The organism is Streptomyces populi, assembly GCF_002911015.1.
In the GTDB taxonomy this organism is placed as follows: domain Bacteria; phylum Actinomycetota; class Actinomycetes; order Streptomycetales; family Streptomycetaceae; genus Streptomyces; species Streptomyces populi.
The window spans coordinates 12845-33831 of record NZ_KZ626929.1 but is presented as its reverse complement, the minus strand read 5'-3'; the positions used below and the strand labels follow the sequence as shown (position 1 = coordinate 33831).

Below are 20987 nucleotides of genomic sequence, written 5' to 3'. Positions count from 1 at the left end.
AGCGCCAACGAACACTCCCCCGCACGCAACGACTGCACCGCCAGATGCAGCGCCACCAACGACGACGAACACGCCGTGTCCACCGTCACCGCAGGACCCTCGAACCCGAACGAATACGAAAGGCGTCCGGAGAGCACGGAGCTGGCGTTGCCGGTGATGAGGAATCCGGAGGCCTCGGTAGCCCGGGACTCCCGCAGGTGTCCGAGGTAGTCCTGCATGCCGGAGCCGATGAACACGCCGGTGTCGCCGCCGCGCAGCGACTCGGGAACGATGCCGGCGCGTTCGATCGCCTCCCACGAGGTCTCCAGCAGCAGCCGCTGCTGGGGGTCCATGGCGGCGGCCTCGCGCGGCGAGATGCCGAAGAAGCCCGCGTCGAACTGGGCGGCGTCGTGCAGGAACCCACCGCCCGCGGTGAGCAGCCCGTCGGGAGCGGACGTCGAGCCGTCACCGGCCGACCCGGCGCCGACGCCGTCGAGGTCCCAGCCGCGGTCGGCCGGGAACGGCGAGATCGCGTCCCGCCCCTCGGACACCAACTCCCACAGGTCCTCGGGCGAGGCCACCCCGCCCGGATACTTGCAGGCCATGCCGACGACGGCGATGGGTTCCCGGGCCGCGTCTTCGACGTCCTGAAGCCGACCGCGCGTCTCGTGCAGCTCGGCGCTGACGCGCTTCAGGTAATCCAACAGCTGGTTCTCGGATGCCATTTCCTGCTCTCCCCATCAATTCCCGGAGGGTTCTCCACTTGCCACCGACGACTCAGGACTCGTCTATCCCGGGCCCTCCAGCGGGGAGATGCCGAGCTGCCGGGTGACGAAGTCGAGGACCTCGTCCTCGGTGGCCGACTCCAGCAGCGCCCCCGTGTCCGGTGTGCCCCTCTCGGACGAGGGCCCGGAGGGCGAGGAGGACATGACCGTCTCGGAAGCGGACCGTTTGCCTTCCCAGCCGTCCGCGAGCGCCCTGAGCCGGGACGCCGCGGCCTTCCGCAGGGCGGTGTCCAGCCGGAGTTCCTCGAGGCTCTGCGCCACTCGGTACAACTCGGCGAGGGCGGATTCCGCGGTGACGGCCCGCTCCTCCGGCTGGATCAGGCCGTGCAGTTGCGCGGCGAGTGCCTTGGGCGTCGGGTGGTCGAAGACCATCGTGGCGGGCAGGTCCACGCCCGCGGCCCGCTGCAATCTGTTCCGCAGCGCCATCGCGGTCATCGAGTCGATCCCCAGCTCCTTGAAGGGCTGGTCGACGGCGAGGGCGGCGGGGTCTGCGTAGCCGAGCACCGCCGCCGCGTGATCGCGGACGGTGTCCAGGAGCAGGCGGTCCGCGTCGGTCCGCGCCATGCCGGGCAGTCGCCGGGCGAGCGTGGGACCACCCGCGCCGCCCGCGCCGTCGGAACGCCCGGCGCCGGAGCCGCCGTCCACGGCCTCCCCGGATCGTGCGAATGCGGCGAGCAGCGGGCTGGGCCGGGTCGCGGTGAAGCCGTCGGCGAACAGCGGCCATTCGATCTCGGCCAGCACCTGGCTCGCGGGGCCGTCCTGGGCCAGCGCGAGGTCGAGGGCGCGCACGCCGAGTTCGGGCTCGATGGGCGGCAGTCCGTTGCGCCGCATCCGCTGTTCGGTGGCCGCGTCGACGAGACCGCCGCCGCCCCAGGGCCCCCAGGCGATCGAGAGGGCCGGGAGGCCCGCGGCGCGGCGGTGCTCGGCGAGGGCGTCGAGCACCGCGTTGGCCGCGGCGTAGTTGCCCTGGCCGATGCCGCCGACGGTACCGACGAAGCCGGAGTAGAGCACGAACGACGACAGGTTCAGGTCGGCGGTCAGTTCGTGCAGGTGCCAGGCGCCGAGCGCCTTGGGGCCGAGAACCGCGTCGAGCCGGTCGGCGTCCAGGTTCTCCAGCGCGGCGTCGTCGAGGACCGCGGCGGCGTGCACCACGGAGACGAGCGGCGCGTCGGCCGGTACCGACTCCAGCAGGGCGCGTACGGCCTCGCGGTCGGCGAGATCGCAGGCGGCGATCGTCACGCGCGCGCCCATGCTTTCGAGGTCGGCGCCCAGTCCGTCCGCGCCCGGCGCCTCAGGACCGCGGCGGCTGGTGAGCAGCAGATGTTGCGCGCCCTGCGCCGCCAGCCGGCGGGCCAGGCGGCTGCCGAGCGCGCCGGTGCCGCCGGTGATCAGGACCGTGCCCTCGCGCGGCCACACCGCATCCGCGCCCACGTTCCCGTCCGTGTCCGTGTCCGTGTCCGACGGGGAAACCTGACCGCCGTCGCGTCCGCCGGTCGTGGGGTCCGGCAGCCGGAACGGGGTGCGGACGAGGCGTCGGGCGAGCACGCCCGTCGGGCGCAGCGCGAGTTGGTCCTCGTCGCCCGGGTCGGCCAGCACCGCGCAGAGCTGAGCGGCGGTGGCGGCGTCCGGCGCGGTCCGTCCGTCCTGCCCGTCGGCCTCACGGGGCGCACGGGGCAGGTCGATGAGACCGCCCCACAGCGTGGGGTGTTCGAGTGCGGCGACGCGGCCGAGGCCCCAGACCGCGGCGGCGTGCGGTGCCGCCGGAGGGTCGGTCGGGTCGGTTCCCACGGCGCCATGCGTGAGGCACCACAGCCGGCCCGGCAGGTCCCTCTGCGCGAGCGCCCGTACCAGGAGCGTCGTCCCCGCCAGGCCGCGGCCGACCGTGGGGCGGCCGGGCAGCGCCCGGTCGTCGAGCGCGAGCAGGGAGAGGATCCCGGCCGGCCGGGCATCGGCCGCCGCGGCGTGCAGCGACGCGGCCCATTCGGCCGGGTCGGTGTCGTCGCGCGGGTCGAGTTCCACGAGCAGCGCCCGGCCGCCCGCGGCCTCGACGGCGTCGCGCACCCACCCGACGATCCGGTGGTCGGGGCCGAATCCGTGCTCGGCGCCGGGTATCGCGAGCAGCCAGGTACCGGCGAGTGCGGGGGCGGTGCCCGGCGCGTGCGGGACCGGCTCCCAGCGGACGCCGTAGCGCCAACTGCCCAGCCGTGCCTGCTCCAGGTGGTCGCGCCGCCATGCCGCGAGGGCAGGCAGCAGCGCGTCCGCCGACTCGCCGTCCTTCAGCCCGAGGGTGTCCAGGAGCGCGGCGGGGTCGGTCTCCAGCGCCTCCCACAGACGCGAGTCGGCCGCCTGCGCGGACGCTCCTGCCGGGGCCGCGGCACGCCCGCCCCGGCCGGTTTCGGATCCGGTCCGGGCGCCGTTCGTGGTGCGCGGCGTCGGCCAGAAGCGGCTGCGCTGGAAAGGATAGGTGGGCAGGTCGGTCACCCGGCCGTCGCTGTCGCGCAGCAGGGCGGCCCAGTCCACGTCGAGACCGTGCACCCAGCCCTCGGCAGCCGAGGTGAGGAAGCGGTCGGCTCCGCCCGCGTCGCGGCGCAGCGTCGGCACGGTCGCCGGTCGGACGCCCGCCTCCTCCGCGGTGCGGTCCATCGCCCCGGTCAGCAGCGGGTGCGGACTGATTTCGACGAATACGGCGTCCCCGGATTCGGCGAGGCGGCGGACCGCCGCCTCGAACTCCACCGGGGCCCGCAGGTTGCGCACCCAGTACTCCGCGGTCAGTTCTCCGTCGCGGACCGGCTCGCCGGTGACGGTGGACAGCATCTCGACCTCGGGGCGGCCCGGTGCGACGTCCGCGAGTTCCGTCAGGATCCGCGGGCCGATCCGGTCGACGTGCGGCGAGTGCGACGCGTAGTCGACCGCGATCCGCCGGACGCGCACGTTGTCGGCCTCGCAGGCGGCGAAGAACTCGTCCAGCGCGTCCGCGTCGCCGGATACCACGGTGGCCTCGGGGCCGTTGACGGCGGCGAGGAAGACGCGGCCCTCGAAGGGCGCGAGGCGGGTGGCGGTCTCGGCTCGGCCGAGCGCGACGGACAGCATGCCGCCGGCCCCCGCGATTCCGGCCAGCGTGCGGCTGCGCAACGCCACGATCTTCGCGGCGTCTTCGAGGCTGAGGGCGCCCGCGACGCAGGCCGCCGCGACCTCGCCCTGCGAGTGGCCGACCACCGTGTGGGGGCGGACGCCGGCGGAGCGCCACAGCTCGGCCAGGGACACCATCATCGCGAACAGCACGGGCTGGACGACGTCGACCCGGTCCAGGGACGGTTCGCCGGGCTCGCCGTTCAGCACGTCGAGCAGCGACCAGTCGACGTGCGGGGCGAGCGCGTCGGCGCACTCCCGCATCCGCGCGGCGAACACCGGCGAGCTGTGCAGCAGTTCGCGAGCCATGCCGGCCCACTGGGCGCCCTGTCCGGGGAAGACGAACACCACCCGGCGGCGGGGGGCCGCGGCGCCGTCGCCGTCCACCCGGTTCGCGCTCGGCACGCCCGCGGCCAGCGACTCCAGTCCGGCGACGACCGTCGCGCGGTCGCCGCCGAGCACGACGGCCCGCTGCTCGAAGGCCGTCCGGGTCGTCGCGAGCGACAGCGCCACATCGGCCAGGGGCGACTCGTCGGCGGTCAGGCGCCTGCCGATCAGCCGGGCCTGGGCCGACAGGGCGTCGGGGGTGCGTGCGGAGACCAGGAAGGGCAGAACTCCCGATCCCTGGGCCGGAGTTCCGATGCCCTGGGCCGTCGGCGCGGCCACGTCCGGTTCCGGGTCGGGGGCCTGTTCGAGGATCACGTGTGCGTTGGTGCCGCTGATACCGAAGGACGAGATGCCGGCGCGGCGGGGCCGGTCGGTCCGCGGCCACGGCTGTGCCTCGGTGAGCAGGCGGACGGCGCCCGCCGACCAGTCGACGTGCGTGGCCGGCCGGTCGACGTGCAGCGTGCGCGGCAGCACGCCGTCGCGCATGGCCATCACCATCTTGATGATGCCGCCGACCCCGGCCGCGCCCTGCGTGTGACCCAGGTTCGACTTCAACGAACCCAGCCAGAGAGGGCGTTCGGCCGGGTGCTCGCGCCCGTAGGTGGCGAGCAGCGCCCGTGCCTCGATCGGGTCGCCGAGCGTCGTGCCGGTGCCGTGCGCCTCCACGACGTCGACATCCGCGGCCTGGACCTGCGCGTCCTGGAGGGCGCGCCAGATCACGCGCTCCTGCGCGGGGCCGCTCGGCGCGGCCAGGCCGTTGGACGCGCCGTCCTGGTTGACCGCCGAACCGCGCACGACGGCCAGCACGCGGTGCCCGTTGCGCTGCGCGTCCGAGAGGCGTTCGAGGACGAGCATGCCGGCGCCCTCACCCCAGGAGGTGCCGTCGGCGGCGTCCGCGAAGGACTTGCTGCGGCCGTCCGCGGCGAGGCCACGCTGCCGGGAGAACTCGGTGAAGGTGATGGGCGTCGGCATGACTGTCACGCCGCCTGCGAGCGCCAGCGAGCATTCGCCGCGGCGCAGCGACTGGGCGGCCAGATGCAGCGCCACCAGCGACGACGAGCAGGCGGTGTCGATCGTGACCGCGGGCCCGGACAGCCCGAGGGCGTAGGAGACGCGGCCCGAGACGACGGCACTGTTGTTGCCCGTCACGAGGTAGCCCTCGTACTCCTCGGACGAGGCCTGCAAGGGCACGTCGTAGAACGAGTAGTAGGCGCCGGTGAACACGCCGGTCTCGCTCTCGCGCAGCGTGTCCGGGGCGATGCCGGCGCGCTCCAAGGCCTCCCAGGCCACTTCGAGCATGAGGCGCTGCTGCGGGTCCATGGCGACGGCCTCGCGCGGCGAGACGCCGAAGAAACCCGCGTCGAACCAGGCGGCGCCGTGCAGGAACCCGCCCTCGCGGACGTACGAGGTGCCCTCCTCGGTGCCGTCGCCGGCGAAGAGCGCGTCGAGGTCCCAGTCCCGGTCCTTGGGGAAGGCGCCGATCGCGTCGCGGCCCGTGCGCACCAGGTCCCACAGCGCTTCCGGGGAGTCGGAGCCGCCGGGGAAGCGGCAGCCCATGCCCACGATCGCGATGGGCTCGGTGGCGCGGCGCTCGGTGTCCTTCAGGCGCCGGCGGGAGTCCTGGAGGTCGCCGGTGACCTTCCGCAGCGCCTGAAGAAGCTGTTCCTGGCTTACGTCGTCAGACATCCACGCCACCGTTTTCCACTCTCGGGCAAAGCACTGTCACTCGAAGCCCTTCTCGATCAGCGCCAGCAGGTCGGAGGCGCTGGCGGTCGCGATGGCCGCGCCGCCGTCCGTGTCGTCGTCCGCGGCTTGTGCGGCCGGTTCGGTGTCGCGGGGTGTCTCGCGCAGCCGGGCGGCCAGCGCGCCGAGCCGGGTGGCGAGCCGGTCCCGGTCGGCGGCGGAGCCGTCGAGGTCCGCGAGCGACTGCTCCAGCAAGGCGAGGTCGGCCAGCGCGCGGGCGGCCGGTCCGCCGCCGTCCGGGACGGCTTGGCGGCAGAGGAACGCGGCGACGTCGGTCGGCGTCGGATGCTCGTAGACGAGCGTGGCGGGCAGGTCGAGACCGGTGGACCCGCGCAGCCGGGTGCGCAGTTCGACGGCCATCAGGGAGTCGAAGCCGAGGTCCTTGAAGGCGTGGTGCGGCGCGACGTCCCGGGCCGCGGCGTGACCGAGCACGGCGGCAATCTGGGCGCGCACGAGGTCGAGCGCGACGCGCTGCTGTTCGTCGGGGCTGTGCCCGGCCAGCACGTTGGCAAAGTCCGGCGTGGTGCCGCCCGTCTCGTCGGTGCCCGGACCCGCGCCGGTGACGTCGGCGAGGTCGGGGGCGGCACCGGGCGCCGGGACGAGTCCGGCGAGCAGCGGGCTGGGGCGGGCCGCGGTGAAGACGGCGGTGAAGCGTCCCCAGTCGACGTCCGCGACGGTGACCGTGGTGTCGCCCTGCCGCAGCGCCCGGTCCAGGGCGGTGACGGCGAGTTCCGGCGCCATCGGGGCGATGCCGAGCCGGCGCAGGTCGTCACCGAAGCTCCCGGCAGCCATGCCGCCGCCGTCCCAGGGACCCCAGGCGATGGCCTTGCCGGCGGCGCCCCGGGCGCGGCGCCGCTCCATCAGCGCGTCGACATGCGCGTTCGAGGCGGCGTAGGCGCCGCCGGACGCGTTGCCCCAGACGCCTGCGACGGAGGTGAAGGCGACGAACGCCGACAGGCCGTCGCCGAAGACCTCGTCGAGGTTGCGCGCGCCGGTCACCTTCGCCGCCATCACGGTCGCGAAGGTGTCGGCGTCGAGCGCGGCGACGGGGTTCTGGTCCCCGGTGCCCGCGGCGTGCACCACCGCGCCGACGGGCGTGTCCGCGGCGGCGAACCGGGCGGCCAGTTCCTCGACGTCGGCCCGGCGGGAGACGTCGCAGTCCGCGAGGACGAGTTCGGTGCCGTGCTGCGCCAGTTCGGCGCGGAGCCGGTCCGCGTCGGCGAAGCCACTGGCGCGGCGGCTCGCGAGCACGACGAGGGGCGCGCCGGACTCGGCGAGCCGGCGGGCGGTGTGGACGGCGAGGGCGCCGGTGCCGGTGATCAGCACGGGGCCCGAGGACCACAGGTCCGCGTCCTCGGTGTCCTCGGCGGGCCGTTCGTGGGGGCTCACGGTCGGCTCGGCGCGGGTCAGGCGCCGGGCGTGGACGCTGTCGGCCCGCAGCGCGAGCTGGTCGTCGCCGCCGGATTGCCCGGCGAGGACGGCGGCCAGCCGGGCGAGCCCGCCGCAGCCGAGGGGATCGTCGTCCGTGCTCGCCGCGAGGTCGATCAACCCGCCCCAGAGTCCGGGGTGTTCGAGTCCGACGACCCGGCCGAGGCCCCAGACCTGGGCCTGCCACGGGTCCGGCGCCGCGTCACTCTCCAGCGCCCGCACCGCGCCACGGGTCAGGGTCCACAGCGGCGGGTCCGTGCGGCCCGTGTCGAGCAGGGCCTGTACGAGCAGCAGGGTGGCGTCCGCGGCGGCCGACACGCCGTCGCGGCGCGCGGTCTCACCGCTCGGCCAGGGCAGGGCGAGCACGCCGGCGAACCGCTCGTCCGACGCCGGGGTCCGGTCCAGTTCCCGGGCGAGTTCCTTCGCCAGGGTCGCCCGATCGGCGGTCGCCACGTCGACCGTCAGGAGGCGGGTCGTCGCGCCCGCTCCGACCAGTGCGGCCGTGACGGCGTCGGTGAGCGCGGCCGACGCGCCGTCCTCGGCGGTGTCGGCGTCGGATTCGGGGGCGACGATGAGCCAGGTGCCGTCAAGTGCCGCCGCCGGGGGCGCGGCGTCCGGAAGACGTTCCCAGGTGACGTGGTAGCGCCACCCGTCGGTTCTGGCGATCATGTCCTGTCCGCGCCGCCAGTCGCCGAGCGCGGGCAGTACGGCGCTCAGCGGCGCGTCGGCTCCGAGGCCGAGCGTGCGGGCCAGGCCGTCGAGGTTCTGCTCCTCGACGACCTGCCAGAACGCCGTGTCCTCCGCGCTGTGCGTGCCGTCCGCCGCGGCCGGAACGTCCGCCGTCCCCGGTGTGGCGTCCAGCCAGTAGCGCCGGTGCCGGAAGGCGTACGTCGGCAGCGCAACGCGCCGGGCGCCGGGCGTGAGCGCGGTCCAGTCGACCGACACGCCGTTGACGTACGTCCGGCTCAGCGCGGTCAGCACGGTCGCCGCCTCCGGTCGGCCGCGCCGGGAGGAGGCCGCGACGGGCCGAGTCCCCTCGAACAGCGGCGTCAGGGCGGCGTCAGGGCCGATCTCGATCAGCACGTCCGCGTCCGGCAGGCCGCGCACCGCGTCGGCGAAGCGCACCGCGCGCCGCGCGTGCTCGATCCAGTACTCGGGGGTGTCGAAGGCGTGCGTGGTGTCCGCGGCCGGGCTGACCGGGATCTCGGCCGGGTGGAAGGTGAGGCCGTCGACCACGGCGGCGAACTGATCGAGCATCGGCTCCATCAGCGGGGAGTGGAACGCGTGGCTCACCCGCAGCCGGGTCGTCCTGCGGCCCTCGCCGCGCCAGTGCTCCGCGATGCGCGTGACCGCGTCCTCGGCGCCCGAGACGACGACCGCGGAAGGCCCGTTCACCGCCGCGATCTCGGCTTCCGAGGTGTCCACGAGGCAGGCGAGGCTCGCGGCGACCTCGTCGTCGGTCGCCTGGATCGCGACCATCGCGCCGCCCTCGGGCAGCGCCTGCATCAGCCGTCCGCGGGCGACCACGAGCCGGGCGGCGTCCTCGGCGGACAGCACCCCGGCGACCACGGCCGCCGCGATCTCCCCGACGGAGTGCCCGGCGAGGGCCGAGAACTCGATGCCCCACGACATCCACAGTCGCGCCATGGCGAGTTCGAAGGCGAACAGGGCGGGCTGCGCGAACTCGGTGCGCTCCAGCACCTCCGCGGGCTCCTGCCACAGCACGTCCCGCAGCGGACGTCCGAGCAGCGGGTCGATCACGTCGCAGATCTCGTCCAGGGCGGCGGCGAACACCGGGAAGTGCTCGGCGAGTTCACGCCCCATCCCGGGCCGCTGTGCTCCCTGGCCGGAAAACAGCGCCGCGGCCCGTGTGCCGCCCGTGGTGCCGGCCTCGGGGCCGGTGACCACCTCGGCCGGGTGCACCGCGTCCGGGTCGCCGAGCGCCGCGAGCGCACCGAGCAGGCTGTCGCGGTCCTCCGCGACGACCACGGCGCGGTGGTCGAAGTCGCTGCGCGTGACGGCCAGCGAATACGCCACGTCCCGCAGACCGAGTCCGGGGTTGGCGACCAGGTGGCCGTGCAGGGCTCGGGCCTGTGCGTACAGACCGTCCCGCGTGCGGGCGTTGACCGGGATCGCGACGGCGACGGGGGCGTCGTCGTCCGTACCGGCCTCAGGGCTCTGCGGCACGTGCCGCGCGTCGCCCTCTTCCAGGACCACGTGCGCGTTCGTGCCGCTGATGCCGAACGACGACACCGCCGCCAGCCGGGGACGCTCCGTGCGCGGCCAGTGCCGTTCCTCCGTCAGCAGCTCCAGCGCGCCCGCCGACCAGTCCACGTCGCCGGAGGGCTTCTCGGCGTGCAGGGTCCTGGGCAGCAGCTCGTGGCGCAGCGCCTGCACCATCTTGATCACGCCGCCGACACCCGCCGCCGCCTGGGCATGGCCGATGTTCGACTTGAGCGAGCCGAGGTACACCGGGCGGCCCGCCGGACGCCGCGCGCCGTACTCGGCGAGCACCGCCTGCGCCTCGATCGGGTCGCCGAGCCGGGTGCCGGTGCCGTGCGCCTCGACCGCATCGACGTCGGCGGCGGCGACGCGCGCCTGCTCCAGCGCGGCCTGGATGACGCGCTGCTGGGCCGGCCCGTTCGGCGCGGTCAGACCGTTGGACGCGCCGTCCTGGTTCACCGCGGAGCCGCGCACCACGGCCAGCACGTCGTGCCCGAGGCGCCGTGCGTCGGAGAGCCGTTCCACCGCGAGCACGCCCACGCCCTCGGCCCAGCCGGTGCCGTCCGCGTCGTCGGAGAACGACTTGCAGCGGCCGTCCGCGGCCAGGCCGCCCTGGCGGGCGAACTCGACGAAGAGGTGCGGCGAGGCCATCACGGTCGCCCCGCCCGCGAGGGCGAGATCGCATTCGCCCGCGCGCAGTGCCTGGCAGGCCAGGTGCAGGGCGACGAGGGAGGACGAGCAGGCGGTGTCCAGGGTGACCGCGGGGCCTTCGAGACCGAGCAGATAGGAGACCCGGCCGGACATCACGCTGTTGCTGTTGGCGATCCCGATGATGCCTTCGAGGCTCTCCGGGGTGCCGTTCAGCCTGCTGAAGTAGTCGTTGTACATGACGCCCGCGAACACACCGGTGCGGCTTCCGCGCAGCGTCTTCGGGTCGATCCCGGCGTGCTCGACGCTCTCCCAGGCGGCCTCCAGCAGGAGCCGCTGCTGCGGGTCCATCGCCAGCGCCTCGCGGGGAGGGATGCCGAAGAAGGCGGCGTCGAACCCGGCGGGGTCGTCGAGGAATCCGCCGCCGCGCGCGTACGTGGTGCCGGTCGCGGTGGGGTCGGGGCTGTAGATGCGCGTCAGGTCCCAGCCACGGTCGGCGGGGAAGGGTGCGATGGCGTCACGGCCCTCGGCCAGCAGCCGCCACAGGTCGTCGGGCGTGCTGACGCCGCCGGGGTAGCGGCAGGCCATGCCGACGATCGCGATGGGCTCGTCCCGCTCCGTCCCGCCGGTCCTGCCGGTGGTGAAGTCGGGCTTCCTGTCGGGCGTTACGGTGTCGCCGTTCCCCGTCGGCGGTGCGAGCCGTGTTTCCAGGTGGCGGGCGAGCGCGGCCGACGTCGGGTGGTCGAAGACGAGCGTCGCGGGCAGCTGGACGCCGGTCTCGGCGGAAAGCCGGTTGCGCAGTTGCACCGACATGAGCGAGTCGAAGCCCAGCTCGCCGAGCGGGCGATCGGCGTCGATCCGGCCCGCGTCGGCGTGGCCGACCGCCGCGGCGACCTCGGCGCGCACGAGGTCGAGGAGATCCTTGCCCCGGTAGGCGGACCGCGTGGGGTCCGCCCCTGCGGTGGCGCGGGGCGCGGCACCGGACGATGCCGCGCCGCGGGCCCGTACGAGGTCGGTGAACAGCGGGGCCGGACGGACGGCGGTGAACAGCGGCAGGAACCGCGACCAGGCGACGTCCGCGAGGACGCAGTCGGTGCCGAGCGCGACCGAGCGGGCCAGCGCGGTCACGGCGTCGGCCGCGGGCAGCGGGATCAGGCCGCTGCGGCGGAACCGCTGTTCCCGGGTCGCGTCCACCATGCCGCCGCCCGCCCACGGTCCGAAGGCGAGCGACGTCGCGGCGCGGCCCTGGGCACGGCGGCGCGCGGCGAGCGCGTCCAGTGCGGCGTTGCCGGCGCCGTACCCGGCCTGCCCGGCGGCGCCCCAGATTCCGGATACGGAGGAGAAGAGGACGAAGGCATCGAGGCCGGCGTCGGCTAGCACGTCGTCGAGGACGAGGGCGCCGCGCGTCTTCCCGTCGAGCACGGCGCGGAAGTCGTCCGCATCCGTCTCCAGCAGCGGCGCCTCGTGCGCGATGCCCGCGGCGTGGAAGACGGCGCGGATCGGCGTGCCCGAGGCCGCGGCCTCCTGGACGACAGCGGCCATCGCGGCGCGGTCGGCGGTGTCGGCGGCGACGACGCGCACCGGGACACCGGTGGCGGACAGCTCCTCCAGCAACTCCGCGGCGCCGGGCGCTTCGGGGCCGCGGCGGGAGACCAGCAGCAACGAGCATCCGTCCGGGACCTGTTGCGTTGCGGACCCGGCCGCCAGTCCCGCGACCCAGCGGGCGACGTGCCCGCCGAGCGCCCCCGTGCCTCCGGTGATCAGCACCGTGCCGGAGGGCCGCCAGCGCGTCAGGTCCTGGTTCGGCGCCGGGTCGTTGTCCGGTGCGGACCTGACGACGCGTCGTACCTCGAGCCCGTCGCCCGCCACACGCACCTGGTCCTCCCGGGTGTCCCCGGCGAGCAGGGCGGCCAACTGTCCGAGGGGCGGTTCGGCGCCGTCGGCAGGCAGGTCGATCAAGCCGCCCCAGGTGTCGGGCAGTTCGAGGGCGGCGGCGCGGCCGGCTCCCCAGACCGCCGCGGCGTCCGGGTCGGTGCCGCTGTCCCGGGTCAGGCACCACACCTTGGCGGTCACGCGGGCGTCGGTGAGCGCCTGGAGCGCGGTCAGCAGGGTCTCGGGGCGGTCCGCCAAGCACAGCACGCCCGCGAAGCCGTCGGCGATCGCGTCGGCCGACTGATCGGACAGGGCGGACGCGAGCGTGGCGCGGTCCGCGGCCTCGTGCGGCGGGACGGTCACGGTGTGCTCGACGAGTTCGCCCACCCACGCAGGGATGTCCGACGCGCCGTCCGCCGCCGCGGGCGGGACGACCAGCCAGGTGCCCGGCACGGGGACGGTACGCGGCGCGAGGCCGGCAGGCTGCCATGTCACCTCGTACCGCAGCCGGTCGAGGGCGGCGTCGGCCTGCGCCGACAACCGGGCCGGGTCCGCCTCGCGGAGCACCAGCTCGCGGACGGTGACGACCGGCTCTCCGTCGCTCGTCACCGCGTCCAGCCGCGCGCTGTCCCCCGCGGTGCGCAGCCGGACCCGTATCGGGGCGCCGTCCGCGGTGGCCGAGCCCTGCGACGGCCACACGGTGGCACCGTTGAAGGCGAACGGCAGCCGGATCCGCCGGCTCTCGTCCCCGGTCAGGGCGAGCGGGTGCAGTGCGGCGTCGAGCAGCGCCGGGTGGATGCCGAAGCGCCCGTCGTACTGGCCGTCGGGCAGCGCGACCTCGGCGAACAGGTCGTCGCCCGCCCGCCATACGTCACACAGGCCGCGGAAGGCGGGGCCGTAGCCGTAGCCGCGGTCGGCCAGATCCGCGTACAGGTCCTCGACCTGTACGGGTTCCGCCCCGGCGGGCGGCCACGCGCCCACGGCCCAGTCGACGTCGCCGTGTTCGGGATCGTGAGGTTCGTGTCGTTCCGGCAGGGGCTCCGTGAGTGTCCCGGTGACGTGCACCGTCCACTGCCCTGGCACCTGGCCCGTCGCCTGCCGCGCGCGAATCGTCAGCTCACGACCGGCCGTCCCTTCCGACGGGCCGACCCAGACCTGAACGTCCGCGCCGCCGTCGCCCGGCACCAGCGGGGCCTGGATGACGAGTTCGGAGATCTCACGGCGGCCCGCCTGCCGGGCGGCCTGTGCAGCCAGTTCGACGAAGCCCGCGCCGGGGAACAGGACGCTGCCGGCTATCGCGTGGTCCGCGAGCCACGGGTCGGCGGACGGCGAGATGTGCCCGGTGAGCACCAGGCCGCCGGGGCCGGGCAGTTCCACCGCGCCGGACAGCAGCGGGTGCGCGAGCGCGTCGGTCCCGGCACCGGCGGTCGCCCGGGGCGGCGCGAGCCAGTAGCTCTGGCGTTGGAACGCGTACGGAGGCAGGTCGACGAGGGGCGCGGCGGGCAGCAGCGCCGCCCAGTCGACGCGCACGCCGTGTGCGTAGGCCTGGGCGAGGGCGGTGAGGACGGTGTGCGTCTCGGACCGGTCGCGCCGGGTGCTGGCGAGGACGGTACGCCCGTCGTCGCCGTGGGCCCGCGCAGCACCCACCATCGGTGCGAGGACGGCGTCCGGGCCGATCTCCACGAGGACGTCGGCGGCGGCGAGGCCGCGGACCGCGTCGTGGAAACGGACCGCGTTGCGGGCGTGGTCGATCCAGTAGTCCGCGCTGTGGAAGGGGTGGTCGCTCGCCGCCGAGGCCGCGATCGCAGTCTTCGGCATGCTGAAGGTCAGGCCCCTGACGACCTCGGCGAAGTCGTCGAGCATGGGCTCCATCAGCGCGGAGTGGAACGCGTGGCTGACACGCAGGCGCGTCGTACGGCGTCCGCGACCGCGCCAGATCTCGCCCACGCGCTCCACGGCGTCGAGCGCACCCGAGACGACGACGGCATCGGGCCCGTTGACGGCGGCGATGCCCACCGCGCCGTCGGCCGCGTGCGCACCGTCCGTGACCGTGGCCAGCGTTTCGGCCACCTCCGTCTCGCTCGCCGCGATCGCGAGCATCGCCCCGCCCTCGGGCAGCGCCTGCATCAACCTGCCTCGGGCCACGACGAGTCGGGCGGCGTCCTGAAGGGTGAGCACCTCGGCGACGACCGCGGCGGCGATCTCCCCGACGGAGTGGCCGGCGAGGGCGGTGAAGGACACGCCCCAGGACTGCCACAGACGTGCCAGAGCGAATTCGAAGGCGAACAGGGCGGGTTGCGCGAACTCGGTGCGGGCGACGGTCTGTGCGTCGGACTCCCACATCACCTCTCGCAGGCCGCGCCCGAGCAGCGGGTCGACGCAGGCGCACACCTCGTCGAGCGCGGCGGCGAAGGCCGGGAAGTGCGCGTCGAGTTCGCGGCCCATGCCGGGCCGCTGCGCACCCTGCCCGGTGAACAGCGCGGCGACCCGTCCGGCGCCCGCCTTGACCGGGACGGTGCCGGCGAGCCCGGCGAGCAGGCCCGCGCGGTCCCCGGCGACCGCGACGCGGTGGGCGAACAGCGACCTGTGGTCCACGAGGTTGCGGGCGGCGTCCACGAGCGGCAGCCCGGGGTGGACCGCCAAGTGGTCGCGCAGCGCGGTCGCCTGGGCCCGGGCTGCTTCGGGCGTCTTGCCGGAGACCACCACCGGGACGGCGACGCGCGCCCAGTCCTGGCCGTTCGCGGCGGAGTCCTGATCCACGGACCGCCGGGTGTTCGCGGCAGAACCCTGGCCCGCGAGCCGCTGCGCGTCCGCGGTCGCACCCGCGTCCTCGGACACGAACTCCTCGAGGATCACGTGTGCGTTGGTGCCGCTCATGCCGAACGACGAGATGCCCGCCCGGCGCGGGCCCGCCGGGGCGTCCCATTCCCGGGCCTGCGCGAGCAGCCGCACCGTTCCCGCCGACCAGTCCACCTCGGTCGTGGGGTTCTCCGCGTACAGGCTGCTCGGCATGACGCCGTGGCGCATCGCCTGCACCATCTTGATGACGCCCGCGACACCGGCCGCCGCCTGCGTGTGCCCGAGATTCGACTTGAGCGAGCCGAGGTAGAGCGGGCGGCCCGCCCGGCGGCTGCGCCCGTAGGTCGCCATCAGCGCCTGTGCCTCGATGGGGTCGCCGAGCCGGGTGCCGGTGCCGTGCGCCTCGACGACGTCGACCTCGTCGGCCGAGAGCCCTGCGCTGCTCAGGGCCGTCTCGATGAGGCGCTGCTGAGCCGGGCCGCTCGGTGCGGTCAGGCCGTTGGACGCACCGTCCTGGTTCACCGCGGACCCACGCACCACGGCCAGCACACGGTGGCCCAGCCGCCGGGCGTCCGACAGCCGCTCCAGGGCCAGGACGCCCACGCCCTCCGACCATCCGGTGCCATCGCCGTCGTCGGCGAAGGAGCGGCAGCGCCCGTCGGTGGAGACGACCCGCTGGCGGCTGTACTCGATGAAGAACAGGGGGCTGGACATCACCGCGACGCCGCCGGCCAGCGCGAGATCGCACTCGCCGCTGCGCAGCGCCTGCGCGGCCAGGTGCAGCGAGACCAGCGAGGAGGAGCAGGCGGTGTCGACCGTGACCGCGGGGCCTTCGAACCCGTACAGGTACGAGACCCGGCCGACGGCCATGCTGCCCGCGCTGCCCGAGTGGATGTAGCCCTCGTATCCGTCGGGCGCGGCCGTGGCGAACCGGCCGCCGTAGTCGTGGTGCATGACACCGGTGAACACGCCCGTCCGGCTGCCGCGCAGGGTCGCCGGGGGAATGCCCGCGTCCTCCAACGCCCGCCAGGTCGTCTCCAGCAGCAGCCGCTGTTGGGGGTCCATGGAGAAGGCCTCGCGGGGGCTGAGCCCGAAGAAGTCGGCGTCGAACAGGTCGATGTCGCCGAGGAATCCGCCCTCGCGCGTATACGAACGGCCGGTCGCGTCGGGGTCGGGGTCGTAGATGCCTGCGACGTCCCAGCCCCGGTCCGTCGGGAAGCCGGTGATCGCGTCGCGTCCCTCGGCCACCAGCTCCCACAGCTCCTCGGGCGAGGTCACCCCGCCCGGGTAGCGGCAGCTCATGCCGACGATCGCGATCGGCTCGCGGGCCGCGGCCTCCGCGTCGCGCAGCCGGGATCGCGTACGTTGCAGGTCGGCGGTCACCTTCCGCAGGTACTCGACGAGCTGCTGTTCGTCAGTCATGTTCCTGGCCCATCGGCGTACGGCGGGTTCGCTGGCTTCGCGAACCCGGCATCGAATGAACTGCACGAGCCCGCCGACCGGATCGAATCCGGCGGTCTTCGTCTCGGCTCTCAATGCGGCGCGGACTGCGGCGGCCGTGCCGAATCGGATTTCTTCGATCCAAGCACGGAAACAGCGGCGCCCCCTACTCAGGCACCCCCCTAAAACACCCGGCATGGCCTTCGGTCGGGGTTCGACCAGGGGGGATGCGGCAGCGCCGGACGCGCGGGCACGGCATGCAAGAGCCGGGCGCGGGCAGCGGCGATCGCGGCCCGCGCCCGGCGCGGTTCAGTCGTCCCCAGGGAACCGTGGATCAATGGCTCCACGCACCACGGATCTACAGATCCGGAGGGGACCGGAAGGGATACGGATCCGAAGGGGACATCAGAATTCAGGATTCAGGAAGCCGGTGAGTCCGCACGCCTCTTGGCGGCTCCCCCGGCACGCTCTTCGGCATGCCACCATGCCGGCTGTACGGTCGCCTGCGGGACCGAGTCGAGAGCGGCCCGGATGGGCTGCGCGCCCGCCGAGACGGCCAGCACGCCGCGCACCGGCTCCGGCGCGAACAGCGCCTCGCAGATCGTCTCGGCGAGATCCGTCCTGGAGACCGTGCCCTCGGGCTGCGGGTCGGCGCCGCCGCGTACCGTGACCAGGCCGGTGGCCGGGGAGTTGTCGAGCTTCCCCGGACGCACCACGCACCAGTCCAGGTCGTGTCCGGCCAGCTTCCGCTCCACGTCCCGCTTCTCCGCGAGGTACGACTCCAGCTCGTCACCGAGCCTGGTGTGCAGCTCGTCGTCCGGCAGATACGCGCTGACCAGGACGAAGCGCCGGATGCCGACCAACTGCGCGACCCCCATCAACTCCCCTACGAGCGAGGTGGACGAGGTGTCCGTGGCGTCCGGGCCCCAGCCGGTCCCGGTGGCCACGGCGATCCCGCCGCACTCGCCCATCGCCCGTAGCGCCGCCGGGCTCGTCCTGTCCGCCTCGGACGCGATCACCAGCGGCTCTATCCCGGCGGCCCGCAACGACTCGCTGTGCCCGGCCTCCCCGATGAGCCCCACCGGGGTCAGGCCGCGGGCGAGGATCGACTCGGCGAGCCGCCGGCCCAGCCCGCTCGTGACGCCGAGGACGACGACGTTCTTCTTCCCCGCCATCGGCCCCGTCTGCGCCGTCCGTGCGGCTTCCGTTCTCAGCGCGGCATCGGCTGTCCGCGGGGCGTCCGCCGTCTCATCGGCTTTCGATATCGGCATGTTCGAGATGTCTTCTTTCATCGGCTCGGTCGCCATGTCAGTCCGCTCACGCCACGTCCTGGATTTCCGCGGGCGTGTGGTCCGGAGCACCGCGCGATTCGACTATGGCGGCGATCTCGTCGCGGCGCCTGATATCAAATTTTCGGTAAATACGGGTCAAGTGCTGTTCAATGGTGCTCGCGGTGACGTAAAGCGACTCTGCGATTTCGCGGTTCGTGTATCCCTGAGCCGCCATTCTGGCGACATTCCACTCGGCCGGGGTGAGGCTGCGCCCGCCGCGCCGTGCCGCGGGCGGCGGCACCTTGCGCCTCGCCTGCGATCCGCCGGACATCTCCGCAAGCGCCCACTGCGCCCCGCAGCCGCGCGCCGTCTTCTCGGCCAGCCGCATCGTCTTGCGGCCACCGGCCAAGTCTCCGGTGTGCTTGTAGATCTGCGCGAGCTGGCCGAGCGCGCGGGCGTATTCGAGTTCGTCGCCGCAGGACTGGAGAACGGCGATGGATTTCCGGCACGCCAGCGCCCGTTCCCCCGGCGGGACCGTCGCCACCCGCAGGCGCAGCCCGATGCCGCGCGCCCGGGTGTTCGAGTCCGGCGAGAACGCCAGCTGCTCGTCGATGAGCTCCGCCGCCTCGGCGTACTCCTCCAGCTTCAGCAGCGCCTCCGCGAGGTCCAGGCGCCACGGCACCAGGCCCGGCATCTCCATGCCCCAGGCCGTGAGGATGGCGCCGCAGCTGCGGAAATCCGCGACGGCGGCGCGCAGGGCGCCGGTCGCCAGCCGGAAACGCCCGCGGGCGCGCAGGTACACCAGGCCGTACGGGCTGGCCAGGTCCGCCTCGGTCATCGGGCGGGCGAGTTGCGCGGCTGCCTCCTCGAAGCGTCCTTGCTCGGTCAGCATCAGCGCGGACAGGCCGCGCGGCAGACCGGCGAGCACGCCCCACCGGTCCGCGTCCCAGCGCTCGAAGCCGCGGTGCACGGCCGTCTGGGCCGCGACGAGGTCACCCTTCCACCAGGCAGCGACCGCCTCGGCCACGCTCAGCATGGAGGCCAGCGGCAGCGGCATACGTTCGTTGTCGGCGAGGGCGGCGTTGTCGGCGAGGGCGGCGTACCAGGGGGCGTGCGGGTCGAGTCGCCCCGTCGCCATCAGGCAGAACAGCGCCACGAGCATGGGCTCCAGGCTCGAATAGTCGAAGTTGGCCGACTGGAGGATCTCCTCCGCGCAGGTCACCGCGGCTTCCACGTCTTTGACGGCCTTCGCGGAACCTGCGGAATCTGCGGAACCCGTGGGCCGTGGACCGGAGTTCGGCGCATCGGAGCACTGGACGCCCGGCGCGAGCAGCCACGAGAGCCGTTGCGCGCTGGACAGCCACGAGAATCCCTCGGCGATCAGCTGGGGGTGCGGCTGGTCGTCGGGCGCGGGTGCGTCCGGGCAGGCGTCGGGGAACAGGTGACGCAGCCACAGCCCGCTGAGCGCTCTCTGGACCTCGGCACGGACATCCGCGGCACCGTCCGCGGTGCCGAGGGCGTCGCCGGGACTGACAGCACCGACAGCGTTGCCGCGTCCAGGCGCGGGTTCGGCCAGGCGCAGCATGTCGGACGCCTGCGCCATCTCGCCGTGTCTGGCCAGATGCCGCGAGAGGCGGGCCAACGAACCCGGCTTGAAAGTGCCGTCGGACGCGGCAGCCGCCAGCCGCCGCAGCCGCGGTGCGGTGAGTGCCGGGTCCATCCACCACACCATGTCGGTGATCCGGACGCCGGCCTCCTCCCGCAGGTCGGGCCCGGAGCCCCAGAACGAGGCGGACTCCAGGAGTTGGACAGCCAGCCGGTGCCGGCCGAGACGCGAGGCGTGCTCGGCGGCCTCATAGAGGACCCCACCCGCCCAGGGCTGCGGCGCGATCCCGGCCTCGTGCAGATACGGAGCGATCTCCCAGGCGGGCACGCCCTGTTCGTGCAGGACCTGGGCGGCACGCAGCCGTAAGGACCGCAGTCCCGCGGGGTGCGTGGACCAGAGGACGGCGTCCCGCAGATACGGATGCAGGGTCATGTCGGGGCGCACGATCCCGCTCGCGATGGCCTGGCCCGCCACGTGGGAGACGTACTCGGCGTCCTTCTCCAGCACGTTCCACAGCCGTTCCGGTGTGCACTGCGCGTCGAGGACCGCGACCGCCTCCACCAGGTTCATCACCTCACGGGAGGTGTGCTCGCGCAGCCGCCGGGCCAGGCCGGCCGACGGCAGTCCGTCCGGCGCGTCCGGATCCCGGCCGACCGCGGCCGCGGCCTCGTCCAGCATCGCGAGGGTCAGGCCCGGGTTGCCGCCGGTGACCGGATGGATCGCCTCTGCCAGAGTGTCGGCGCGGGGGCCGGGGACGCGGGCGCGCGCCAGTTCAGCGACCGCGGCCCGGCCCAGCGGCCGTACGCGAACGCGCTCCGCCCAACCCGCGGCGAGCTCACGCAGTTCATCGACGATCGAGGGCACCGTAGCGGCGCTGACGCCGGTCAGCAGGACCCTGATCCTTCCGGTGTGCGTGAGGCGGACCACCTCGCGGACGAACGCCCGGGATTCGGGGGCCAGCAGGTCCGTCTCGTCCACCGCCAGCAGCAGCGAGCGGGTGGCGGCGGCCACGAGCCGCCGCGCCTGCTCGCCGGGCTCTCGCGCGCCGGACTCGCCCAGTTCCTCGGCGTATCCCACGCCGCACACACTGCCGCGCACGGTCAGGACGCCGATCCCCATCCGTCGCGCTTCGGCGCACGCCGCTTCCAGCAAGGCCGTCTTGCCGCACAGGGCAGGGCCCTCGATCACGCAGAGCCCGGCGCTGTCGGCCGGACGGCGTCGCAGCCATCGTCCTAGTTCGGCGAGCTCTCCGTCGCGGTCGACGAGAGACACCGCACAATTCGACTCGGACCCGGAACCCGGCTTGGGCCCGCAACTCGACCTGAACACCGGGTTACCCCCGCCCGGCCGAGTCATGGTTCACACATCGACGTCCCCGCGCGGCCTCCGCGCATAACACGCGGTCGACGTCTCGCGGGCCCTGACAACGCGACAGGTGGTCAGCCCGCCCGTTCAGGGTGTAAGCGACAGCTTTCATGGCTTCGTCTTTCGAAAGAGTGGATCGGCGGGCACGAAGGTGACCGCTGCTTTTTGCCGTGGGCGACAGAGCGACTGCACAGCAAAGCCGTCCCCCAGTCCCTGCGCCCATCGCCGGCGAATGAAAGGGTGGGCCGGCGCGATGGTCAAGTCATGCCGGCGCGCCGACAGACGGAGTACGGGCCGCGCCGACCACGTCCG

At 74.1% G+C, this 20987-nt stretch carries 5 protein-coding genes; all 5 read right to left on the bottom strand.

Annotated elements, in window-relative coordinates; translation table 11 throughout:
- A partial coding sequence (locus CW362_RS32260) for a beta-ketoacyl synthase N-terminal-like domain-containing protein (protein WP_206301115.1) occupies positions 1-704 on the bottom strand: 704 nt, incomplete at its 3' end.
- Between the two features lie 63 nt (positions 705-767).
- A complete protein-coding gene (locus tag CW362_RS32255) occupies positions 768-5966 on the bottom strand; it encodes a type I polyketide synthase (protein ID WP_103553145.1) in 5199 nt (1732 codons plus the stop codon).
- Between the two features lie 36 nt (positions 5967-6002).
- On the bottom strand, positions 6003-16415 hold the full coding sequence (locus CW362_RS44925; protein ID WP_103553144.1) for a type I polyketide synthase: 10413 nt from the start codon (positions 16413-16415) through the stop codon (positions 6003-6005).
- A 437-nt stretch (positions 16416-16852) separates the two neighbouring features.
- Positions 16853-17704, bottom strand: coding sequence for an SDR family oxidoreductase (locus CW362_RS32245; protein ID WP_162684303.1), 852 nt, complete (start codon positions 17702-17704; stop codon positions 16853-16855).
- A 46-nt stretch (positions 17705-17750) separates the two neighbouring features.
- Positions 17751-20582, bottom strand: a complete 2832-nt coding sequence (locus tag CW362_RS32240) for a LuxR family transcriptional regulator (RefSeq protein WP_162684302.1) — start codon at positions 20580-20582, stop codon at positions 17751-17753.
- Between the last annotated feature and the right edge of the window lie 405 nt (positions 20583-20987).

Bases quoted from the DNA above. Each gene is read 5' to 3' on its own strand.
- CW362_RS32245 (WP_162684303.1), bottom strand. From the start codon at position 17,704: ATGCCGATATCGAAAGCCGATGAGACGGCGGACGCCCCGCGGACAGCC.
- CW362_RS32255 (WP_103553145.1), bottom strand. From the start codon at position 5,966: ATGTCTGACGACGTAAGCCAGGAACAGCTTCTTCAGGCGCTGCGGAAG.
- CW362_RS44925 (WP_103553144.1), bottom strand. From the start codon at position 16,415: ATGACTGACGAACAGCAGCTCGTCGAGTACCTGCGGAAGGTGACCGCC.